The sequence below is a fragment of the Paenibacillus sp. 2TAB26 genome (assembly GCF_052115145.1).
GTDB lineage: Bacteria > Bacillota > Bacilli > Paenibacillales > Paenibacillaceae > Pristimantibacillus.
The window spans coordinates 54,188-65,244 of sequence record NZ_JBFRGC010000012.1; the positions used below are offsets into that span (position 1 = coordinate 54,188).

The following is an 11,057-nucleotide window of genomic DNA, read 5'->3' on the forward strand; positions in this document are numbered from 1 at the left end:
ATTTACAGTGTTTATGAAGGAAGAAGAAGCAAACTAGATGCTGCTTTTTCTAGTTTTGGCTGCGTTGTTTCTCCTGCATTTCCAAATAATTGCGCATCCGGCGCATATTTTCTGGTGCGTCCATAGGGTCAGCGGCTATCATTTCGATGATACAGAGTCTTCCTGTACATTCCCTCTCCGCTTGAATTATAGCCTGATCAAGCTCTCCATAGGTTCGTACTGTCACGGCAAACGCATCGCCTCCAAACACTTCGGCAAGCTTAGTGTATGACCAGCGCGGAATTTTGTTATATTGCTGATTCTCTGTTTTGACATTTAAATATTTCTCGATTGTGTAGCCATCGTTGTTCAAGATGAAGATAATAGGCTTGCATTCATAATAGAGCATGGTGCTAATCTCTTGGGCTGTCAACTGCAAGGAGCCGTCACCTGTAAATAACAACACCCGCCGATCAGGTGCAGCGACGTTGGCACCGTATGCGGAAGGTGTGGCATAACCGATCGCCTCCCAGCCACCTTGCGCAATATATGTTGCATTGCGCGGCAGTCTCACCTGCGCCATCCCGTTGTAAAACGTGCCGGTCTCGGCGACCACAATATCCCCTTCCTTCAGCAACTTCTGAAAACGCGGGTAATAATTGGCCGCAGTTAGTGGGTCACCGGCACTGCCAGTTATTTGGTCGTATGGGAATGTCGTTTTTCCCGCTAAACCTTGGCCTATGTATCCAATATTCTGCACCGCAAGCAGCATGTCGGCTGCTAATACATTCGGATATTCCGCTTCTGCGACCTTGACCATGCCCGGTTGAATATTGATAGTCACGAGCGGGTTTAGCTTCGCAGTGAAGTTCGCGGTATTATTGTCCGCCCATACCATGCCTACTGCAATGACACAGTCTGCATTTTCTACTGCGGTTTGGACTTCAGAACTTCCGAATGAACCTTCGTACATCCCAATATAATTCGGATGGGTTTCGTCAAATGCCCCTTTGCCGAACATCATTGTTGCAACAGGTACGTTCATCGCATCGGCTAGATGCCGAACTGCGGTTACGAGGTCGAAACGCATGGTTTTGACATCAACCAAAATGATCGGCCGATGGGCACGCTCCAGCAGTTGGCGGGCATGTTCCGTTGCTGCCTGAAGAGTTTTCAGATTGGACATTGGACGCGGGGGTACCGGCTCACTTCGTGTCATGATCGGCATGGTCACTAGATCATCAGCCACAACGAGGTACACTGGCTTTTTCTTTTCCTTCGCAATACGAATGGCGGCAGGGATTTCAATCTCAGCGTTTTCCGGTGTCAGTACTTCAGTATAAGCCGTAATCTGCTCGTACACTTTGTGGAAGACGTCAAAGTTTCCATCCATTAGAGTGTGATGCATCAGCTTATGTTCCTTTTGATCCTTATCGGGAGGCGCACCTACTATATGAATTAGCGGCACATGCTCGCTGTTAGCTCCTGCTATCGCATTACAAGCACTAAGCTCTCCGACTCCAAAAGTCGTAATAAGAGCGGATATGCCTTTAACTCTTGCATAACCATCCGCCGCATAACCTGAGTTTAATTCGTTCCGTCCACTCATAAACCGGATGCCGTTATAGCGCTCCAGCGTATCCAATAGTGTAAAGTTGTAGTCTCCAGCAACGCCAAAAATTTCGGTAATGCCCTCCAGCTGTAGACAATCGAACAAGTACTGGCCTACTGTTTTTTGAGTCGTGCGAGTTTGCAGGTTAGCACTGCCAGCCGCTGTCATCGTTTTCATTTTCCGCTCACTCCCAATCCTTATCAGTCTGATCCTGTATAAGATTCCCATTTCATTGGACTGGTTATTCACTAAGGGTTTTTCTCATACGCTGGTACATCGTTATAATTAAAATAGGTAATAGCCTTATCAAAAAAAATCATATAAAATAAAATTACTCTTTTGAAAGTGAGCTGAAGACAGATGATGTGGTCACCACTCTTTGAAAACGATGTACCTGTAGTTATTCTTCCTTAACGGTAGAAAACTACAACTCCGTTAAGGACAGGAACTGTCTAGGAAAACGGAGGGTACAAAATGAAAAACACTTTATTAGGTTCTTTATATTTATCACTCGCAGCTAGCATTTGGGGCGGGATGTATGTTGTTGTAAAACATGTGGTAGACTTTGTTCCACCACTTGAATTAGTGTGGATTCGTTATGTAATTGCGATTTTATCATTGCTATTTATTGGCGTTGTAACGAAACAATCATGGCGGATTGAAAAGCGTGATTTATTATTAATTTTCTTCATTGGACTTATTGGAAATACAATTTCTATCATTACCCAAGAAGTAGGTACGATGCTTTCTACAGCACAAATGGGTGCTATTATTACTTCAACGACACCAGCATTCATAGTGCTATTTGCACGTATCATTTTAAAAGAAAAGATCACGTTTAAAAAAGCAATTTCAATTATTTTAGCAACAATAGGGGTAAGCATTATTGTCGGAAATGCCAATATCGATTCATCCCTACAGCTTGGTGGTGTATCACTGCTTATTGCCGCCCTTACTTGGGCGCTTATGTCTGTTCTTATTAAGCGGGTACCCAGGAACTATTCACAAATTGTTGTAACTTTTTATACAACCCTTGTAGCCATTGTTTTACTTACACCTTTCACCGTTACTCGATTGCCGGAGCTTGATTTTCAAGCCTTGATGCATCCATCTATATGGGGCGGACTATTGTACTTGGGAGTTATTTCGACAGCCTGTGCCTTTTTACTGTGGAATCGTGGGCTGCAAATGCTTAATGCTTCGAGTGGCGGATTATTTTTCTTTTTCCAACCTATAGTTGGTGCTTTTTTAGGCTGGCTATTGCTAGGTGAACAAATTGGCTTATCATTTTGGATAGGTACTATACTCATTTTTATTGGTGTGTTATTAGTCATTCGCGAAGAATGAATCGAAAAAGCTGATCAGCGCTATTGCCGATCAGCTTTTTTTTACTGTGAGAATTCCTTTTTTTTATCCGCAGGCAACCAAACTTTAGTTTATTTTAGACAATTGCAATTGGTTGGCCACACGCCGAAATTTGATAAACGAAAAAACTCTCCACGGAATGATATAACCGAAAGCTACTAGCATGAATAAAGCTGTTTTACCTTGAGGATCCAAGTCGGACAATTCTTGACGCAGAGCAAACCGTATGAACACAATACCTATGAAAGCTGCGATAAATCCCCAGTTTTTCTTAGAATAAATCAAATTGTCATCTCTCACTTCGTAATTAGTCGTCCAAATCAATGGGATGGAAAATATAACGCCAAGCCCGAAGGCTATTCCAAAAGCCCAAGCCGGTTCATTCACGTTAGGGTTAATAATTAAAGACAGGCCAGGGATTATGAATAACAGAGGAATCAGCAATCGAATCCCGTTCCCCCGTATTGGACGGTACATGCTTCTCGTCCTTCTCCACAAAACTAAAACGGCTATAAAAGCGATCATCATATAAAAAGTGTTTCCGTTCATTTTCTCGCTCACCTCATCGATTTGATACTTTTATCTTAATTGTTTTGGCATGCCTTATTTAGTGATAAAGGTAATTTTCTTAATATGACGATAGTCATTTTATGGGGTACTGGGAATCCTTGTGCTTGATCGCTCTTTCATAAAACTAAATAAACCTCTTACTCTTCTTATTTTCATCACAGCTAAACGCACCTTTTCTCGAAAACTCGAATACTAATTAATGTATATTTTAAGCATTTTAGGAAGTCTATGCATCTGAAAAGTCAACGCTATTCAAATTTACAAATAATTTAAGCGCTTATACTTAAAATAATTAATGAATTCGTTTTTCTTATAGGAACGGGGAGAAAAAGTGCGAAATAAGGAGAAAAATTTGAATTGGACAGGTAAATAGCTCTGAAATTCGTAGAAAAATCCTTGGAAGTGATTGACAGGGCTTTCCTTACAGGATAAACTCTTTTTTGAAGATTAAAGCGTTTAAACTTTTAGGTAATTTAAAATCGACCTGAAAGAGGGGGTGGAGCCAAGAGTGATTGTGAAAACCAAATATTTATGACAGCGCATTCAAAGAATTGGACTTTTTGATCATTCGTTTTCATTATGGAAAAGAAAAGAGGTTAAGTATATGCATAGTAGAAACAAACGGAAAAAATCATTTCAAGTAATGACTTGTATATTATTAACGTTCATCATGTTGACAACCACTTTCTCCAACTTTGTTGCTGCCGCGGATGAACCAGCTGCTGTGAGTAACGGAGCAGAGAAGGTTGCGGAATGGATATTTCCGAATGAAGGGGATAATGGCATCTCCATAGCAACAGGCGGTGCTTACGGAGCGGCTTCCTTGTTCCAAAATGTCGGTGGAACGTTTGAATACTATAGCGGGAGCAACAAGGATCTTAGTTATCAAGGCTGGAGCGGTGATTTTAGCCAAAAATATTGGCTTGCTACGATCTCGACTAAAGGCTATAAAAATTTAACCTTGTCATCGGAGCAAACTTCTTCCGGCTCCGGACCACGTGATTTTAAACTGCAGATGAGTACGGATCGGGCAACATGGACGGATGTGCCGAACGGTGCGGTTAAAATGACTAAAGGAGTATACAGTTGTCCGCCTAACGATGAATGCAAACTGAAGAACGTTGCGATTCCAAGTGAAGCGAATGATCAGGAGCTTCTGTATCTTCGCTGGGTCGTTAGCTCGGGACAGAACACAAATGGCAATAGTGATGGAATTGGAGGCGGAGGCTCCAGCAAAATCAGAAACATTCTGGTTCAAGGGGAGCGTATAGATAACTCGGCCATTCGTGTACCGACTATTGATCTGGTTAAGCTTCCAAAGGACAAGGCTGAAAATGTATCGGTGGATGCGCCGTTGACCGTGAAGTTTAATAAGGCTATTTCTTTAGACACCGCATCTGCTGTAAGCATTGTCGACAATGAGAATAAACCATTAGCCGGTGTTTCACTGGAAGTTGTAGGTGGAAACACGCTTAATATTAATCATCCTGAGTTTAGTTATGGCAAAACGTATACGATCTCAGTTCCGAAATCATTAATCAAAGGTACAGACGAAGTAACTCAGATTCGTGATTTGGTATGGAGCTTTAGCATACAACAATCGCCTTTCTTGCCGAAAATGATCAATATGACATTTAACGGTGATCCCAAGACGAGTATCGCTCTAGCATGGTATACCGATACGATGACAGACTCTGTCGTTCAAGTCGTTGAGGCTTCGAAAATGTCAGGGAATGTCTTCCCGGCAGATGGAGTAGTCAGCTATAAAGGAACGGCTGAGGAAATTCAAACCTTTATGACAGAAGCTGATCGTGATTCCAACACATTCACGAAATTCATTAGTCATAAAGCAATCGCAAGAGAGCTGAAACCAGGTACAGATTATAAATTCCGAGTTGGCAATGGAGAAGAAGGCAGCTGGAGCATTATTGGTTCATTTACAACGGATACAGCAGCTAACCAACCTTTCCGCTTTATTGCAGGATCGGATTCGCAGGCTTCTAATAAGTCTGATTTTGAACCGTGGGCAGATACGTTTAGGAAAGCAGTCGATTATACTCTCGATCCTAAATTTCTGATCAGTGCAGGCGATTTGGTCGACAATGGAGATTTGGAGGAGCAATGGCAGTGGATGCTGGGTTTAGCACAGGATTCTCTCACGAATGTTCCTTATGTGCCTGTACTTGGCGGTCATGAAGTGAATGATTATGACGGTGATGTAACGACGCCTAATAATAATTTCTATAATCACTTCAACTTGCCTAAGCAAACGGTAGCCGGTACGGATGAAGGTTCTGTTTATTCCTTCGAGTATGGCGACGCGCTCTTCATGGTATTCAATTCCCAATATGAAGGCGGACTTGCTGCGAATGGGAAAGATGTAGAATGGGCGGATAAAGAGTTCTGGGATCAAGTAAAATGGATGCAAAACACAGTAGCAAAAAGCGATAAGAAATGGAAGTTCGTCACTTTCCATAAAGGGCCTTACGGAGCTGGCGACAATTCAGCGCAATGGGAAGATGAGCGGGTTCAATTTTACAAAAAGTATCTCATTCCTGAATTTGACGAAATGGGAATCGATATGGTGTTCGAAGCCCATGATCATATGTATATGAGATCATTCCAAATGTTAAATGATGAGATCATTAAAGATTTTAAAATCGACGAAGAAGGCAATGCCATCGATCCTAAAGGGACAGTCTACCTGATGTCTAATGCGTTCGGAAATAAATTTTACGAAAAAAATAATCAGCATTATATTGATGAAAATGGGGATGCGCAAGAAGTAAAGGATGAGAACGGCAACCCCATTCCTTATGATGATTACTTTGCTGAGATTGACACTCAACCATTCAAGAAAATGTTTACGGATGTGTCTATTTCGGATAAAGTACTTGCTTTTACCGCATTCACAGCAGCTGTTGCAGACGAAAAAGCTGAAAATACAGTTGGCAAGGGATTGAAAGCTTATGATGACTACGGAATCAGAAGAACGGATACGAAGCCGGAGAAGGTAGAGAACGTCAAGGTGAAGGTGGAAGGGGATAAAGCGATTTTATCTTGGAAGAAGCCTTCCACAGGAACAGAGCCGGTTAGAGGATTTAGAATTTACGAGAAGAACGACAAAGTAGCAGCACACTGGAGCGAATATATTTCAGCAACTGGCAATCAAACAGATTACAGCTTAGAAATTAAAGACATCAATCCTAATAAGAAATATGATTTTATCGTTAAGGCCGTTGGAACGAGAGACAACTCCGCTCCGGTGGAAGTCACAACGATTGAAAATGGTGCCGAGAATGAGCCGCCTTCAGCACCAACAAACTTAACTGGAAAAGCCGTATCCCCGTATCAGAACGAATTGACTTGGGCGGCATCTTCAGGAAACATCATCGTGGCAGGTTATAATGTGTACCGTGATGGCGTGAAAGTTGGCGCAACATCAAGCTCGAAGCTATCCTATTCCGATACAGGTTTAGCTGCAAACAGCACTTATACGTATGAAGTGAAAGCAATTAATCAAGAGGGACTAGAATCGCTTGCAAGCCATTCGATAAGTTTGAAGACGAAGCCGGCTGCTGCGGGTGAAGGTCCATTTAAAGCTTTCCCTCAGCATACCGCTTATGCGGACGGCACAATTAAGCCAAATCATATTACGCAAGCTGATATGGATAATACCGTGTCAAGATTATATGACGAGTGGAAAACGAAATATTTGAAAGAGAATCCATATACCTCAGGCCAATATTATGTGTGGTATGCGGATGGAGACTGGTTTGAAGAGAATGAGATTACCGTTTCTGAAGCTCATGGCTACGGAATGCTGATCACCGCTCTAATGGCAGGCCATGATAAAGATGCGAAGAAGTATTTTGACGGCATGTATCGTTATTTCAGAGCACATCCAAGCGAAATTAATCCAGACCTCATGGCTTGGCAGCAAGCTGATAATGGTAAAGCGATTATTGATATTAACGGTGTGGATTCAGCTACAGATGGAGATATGGATATTGCCTATGCACTTCTTCTTGCGAGTGAGCAATGGGGAAATGATGGGGAAATTGATTATTTGGCTCAGGCTCGTAAAGTAATAAAAGCCATTATGGATAGTGAAGTCAACCAAAAGGATTGGGTATTAAGAATTGCCGATTGGGCAACTAGCGGCGAGTATGAAAATGCTACCCGTCCTTCGGATTTCATGCTGCAGCATATGAAGGATTTTGCTGTTGTTTCCGGCGATGACCGTTGGAATCAGGTAGTCGACAAAACCTATAACGTGATGGAAAGCCTTTATAAAAATTTCAGTCCGAACGCTGGTCTGCTCCCAGACTTTGTCGTGAAGGATACTGACAGCGGAAGCTTTGTACCTGCACCGCCTTCCTTCTTAGAATCAGATACGGACGGCGATTATAGCTACAACTCATCCCGCACACCATGGCGCATAGGCACAGACTATCTCATTACAGGGGAAAAACGTGCAAAAGATCAGTTAAGTACATTAAATGAGTGGATTCGTAAAAAGACGGATAACGATCCACAAAATATTTTGGCGGGCTATAAATTGGATGGCTCGGAAGCGATAGCTGATTATCAAGATATCACTTTCTCAGCTCCGCTAATGGTTAGTGCAATGATCGATTCATCCAATCAAGAATGGCTAAATAAGCTATGGGATCATAATACGGCTGTTAAAACGGAAGATGATTTATATTTTGGCAATAACCTCCGTTTGCTCAGCATGATCGTCGTATCCGGCAACTGGTGGACACCAACTATCGTTGATACGGATGCGCCTACTGATCCATCGAATTTGAAAGCAGAAGCGGGTTCCAGCACTCAAATTAATTTGACGTGGTCTGCTTCTACTGACAATTTGGGAGTAGCAGGCTACAAGGTTTTCCGCAATGGTATTGAGCTGGCAACAACAACAAGTACATCTTATAGTGATACAGGGTTAAGCTCGGAAACAGCTTACCAGTATTATGTCATCGCATTCGATCATGCGAATAATTTCTCCAAGGCAAGCAATGCGAGAAATATTACGACACCTAAAGCGCCAACCGGCGGTAATTCAGGCGGCGGCACTGGTATAACAGAGATTGTATCTACGAATGGAAAAGCAACAATACCGGCTGGTTACTCAGCAAAGGTGAGTTTAGGTGAGAAAATTAAAGTCACGATCCCAGCTGGAGCAACAGCTCAGGAAATTATTCTGACCATTGAAGAACTGCTGGATACGGCTAAGCTTTTCTCGAAAGACGATATTCCTCTAAGCTCAGTCTTTGAAGTGTTGAAAAATAGTTCGGGTAAATTCAGCAAAAATGTAACACTCGTCTTTGAATTTAATTCATCGCTGCTTAAAGAGAATCAAACGGCAGCTGTATTCTACTTCGATGAGACGAGCAAAAAATGGGTATCTATTGGAGGCAAGATAAACGGTAATAAAATTGAAGTTGAAGTGGATCACTTTACGAAATTTGCTGTCATGGCAATAAATAAAAATCAACTGAACTTCAAGGATATTGATGGTCACTGGGCACAGCTGAATATCCAAAAGGCAGTGGCAGAAGGCTTTGTAAATGGTTATTCAGACGGCACATTTAAGCCGAATATTTCGGTAACACGTGCGGAGTTTGCAGTGATGATGATGCAAATGCTGAAGCCGCAAACAAGCGGAAGCGAGCTGCAATTTAAAGATAAGTCTGCTATTGGCGCGTGGGCGGTTAAGGCAGTAGCTCAGGCTGTTGAGGCTGGTATTCTTACAGGTTATGAGGATGGCAGCTTCCGTCCAAATGCAAGCATATCAAGAGCCGAGATGGTTGCTATGATTGCAAAAGTTACTGGCCTTGATGCAGATGCAAGCGGTAAAACAGGCTTTGCTGATGACAGTGCTATACCTGCATGGGCTAAGAAGGCTGCAGAAACGGCGAAGAAGCAAGGAATTGTACAAGGACGCAGCGGTAATAAATTTGAGCCAACTGGCGTTGCTACCCGTGCTGAAGCGGTTACTGTGCTGCTGAAATTGAAAGAAGTTATAGGGAAATAATGTCTGAGCTTTACCGTCATTTATGCTTTGCAACGGAGCCGCCTTTTGAGGCGGCTCCGTTTTATTAAACAAACCTCCGATTTGTCTTCTCCCCATCACAGCTATACTTGCTCATTCTCAGTTGTATTTTCCTGCTTACTTTTACTCTCGCCCGGTGCACGAATCAGTAATATACCTAGAATGAACAAGGGTATAAATATCGTGAAAATCGTAGCAAAGGGTGTCCAGTTTTTGGTGAGGAAATCATTGACGGAAATCGTATTTGTGTAACATAACAGCGCYAGAGCGATCAAGCCAAATCCCATGGGTATGACATATGGTTTCGGATCCTTCAATTTGAATAGCTGGCAGAGCCCAATCAACGATGCATCAAACGTCAGCACAATCTTCATCACGATAGATAAAATCCAAATGAACATCATAATCCCTTCAATACGTTCAAGAAAATGGCCGATGTTAATATTTTTCGCCAGTACGTAGGCCGGAAATAATTGATTAGCGGTGACGGCAGCTCCCATTACGCCTATACATCCCACAGTAATGATGATCAGTACAATTCCACCGATTACAGTTCCCCATACAAAACCTCGTCCTCTTTTTGCTGATTTCGCTACGTAAGGATAAATCATGAGCAGCACAATCATTTCCTGAAAACCGGAAAAGGAGAAGCCTGCTTTTACAATGGGCTTAAAGCCATACTCCAGTATGGGTTCAAAGTCTAGAAATTCTATTTGAGGGAAGATAGGTATGATTAGAAAGCAGAGCATAAAAAATAGGATCGGAAAAAATATTTGTACCGCACGGGAATAAACGACCATGCCTGCTCGTACGGCAAATATAACGATAATGACAAAAATAATTAATAATATTTCAATCGGAGTTTCCGGCAAGGTTTGTGTGGTTAGAAAAAAACCGAGATCCCCAATCATTAGAGAGGTGAGCAAATAGAAAAAAGCGATAAAGCAAAGACCGAATACATTGCCGATCCACTTTCCAAAAGCAAGATGGCACATCTCGATAAGTGTTTTGTCCCCATAACGGTTACCGAGACTGACATAAATGAGGACGCTTAGAGAGTTGAGACCGATTCCTACTATGGCTGCGATCCAAGCATCCTGTTTCGCTACCAAAGTAAGTCCTGCAGGCGTAATGAGGATGGAGGTACCAATCATGAAAAAAATGACTAATATCGTGAAACTGCGAACACTTAAAGTATCTGGCTTCATCATCGGTCTTTTCCTTTCAGGACATCAAGGAGTAGATTGCACGAGCGTAAGGAGATATTATTTTTTCTGTCCATTCCAGAGGGTTAGGCGGTATGTTCATATACATGAAAGCCAGACTGCCAGAGGTTGCTGTTATCATAATGAATACAACCAGTAGAAGCTCTTTCATCCTGCGCTTGCCGAATAGGGGTGGGATTTCAACAATGGAAACCCACGTCCATGCACCGATTACACCTATCCATAACCACATAGCTGCCGC

6 protein-coding genes are annotated in these 11,057 nt (G+C 42.4%); 2 read left to right on the plus strand and 4 right to left on the minus strand.

The window, feature by feature from the left end; all coding sequences use genetic code 11:
- Nucleotides 1-49: 49 nt before the first annotated feature.
- A complete protein-coding gene (locus AB4Z50_RS15320) occupies nucleotides 50-1,768 on the minus strand; it encodes an alpha-keto acid decarboxylase family protein (RefSeq protein ID WP_441880311.1) in 1,719 nt (572 codons plus the stop codon).
- 297 nt (nucleotides 1,769-2,065) lie between these two features.
- On the opposite strand from AB4Z50_RS15320, the gene AB4Z50_RS15325 reads away from it, so the two are divergent.
- Nucleotides 2,066-2,938 carry a DMT family transporter gene (locus AB4Z50_RS15325; protein WP_441880313.1) on the plus strand — a complete coding sequence of 291 codons (873 nt, stop codon included), beginning with the start codon at nucleotides 2,066-2,068 and terminating at the stop codon, nucleotides 2,936-2,938.
- Nucleotides 2,939-3,022: 84 nt separating this feature from the next.
- Here the strand turns inward: AB4Z50_RS15325 and AB4Z50_RS15330 are convergent, their stop codons facing one another.
- Entirely contained in the window at nucleotides 3,023-3,505 is a 483-nt protein-coding gene (locus AB4Z50_RS15330) for a CcdC family protein (RefSeq protein WP_441880315.1), read from the minus strand.
- Between the two features lie 691 nt (nucleotides 3,506-4,196).
- On the opposite strand from AB4Z50_RS15330, the gene AB4Z50_RS15335 reads away from it, so the two are divergent.
- Nucleotides 4,197-9,572, plus strand: coding sequence for a glycosyl hydrolase family 8 (locus AB4Z50_RS15335; RefSeq protein WP_441880317.1), 5,376 nt, complete (start codon nucleotides 4,197-4,199; stop codon nucleotides 9,570-9,572).
- Nucleotides 9,573-9,673: 101 nt separating this feature from the next.
- Here AB4Z50_RS15335 and AB4Z50_RS15340 read toward each other — a convergent pair whose 3' ends face one another.
- Entirely contained in the window at nucleotides 9,674-10,801 is a 1,128-nt protein-coding gene (locus tag AB4Z50_RS15340) for a GerAB/ArcD/ProY family transporter (RefSeq protein ID WP_441880319.1), read from the minus strand.
- A 13-nt stretch (nucleotides 10,802-10,814) separates the two neighbouring features.
- Nucleotides 10,815-11,048, minus strand: coding sequence for a hypothetical protein (locus AB4Z50_RS15345; protein WP_441880321.1), 234 nt, complete (start codon nucleotides 11,046-11,048; stop codon nucleotides 10,815-10,817).
- Nucleotides 11,049-11,057 lie beyond the last annotated feature (9 nt).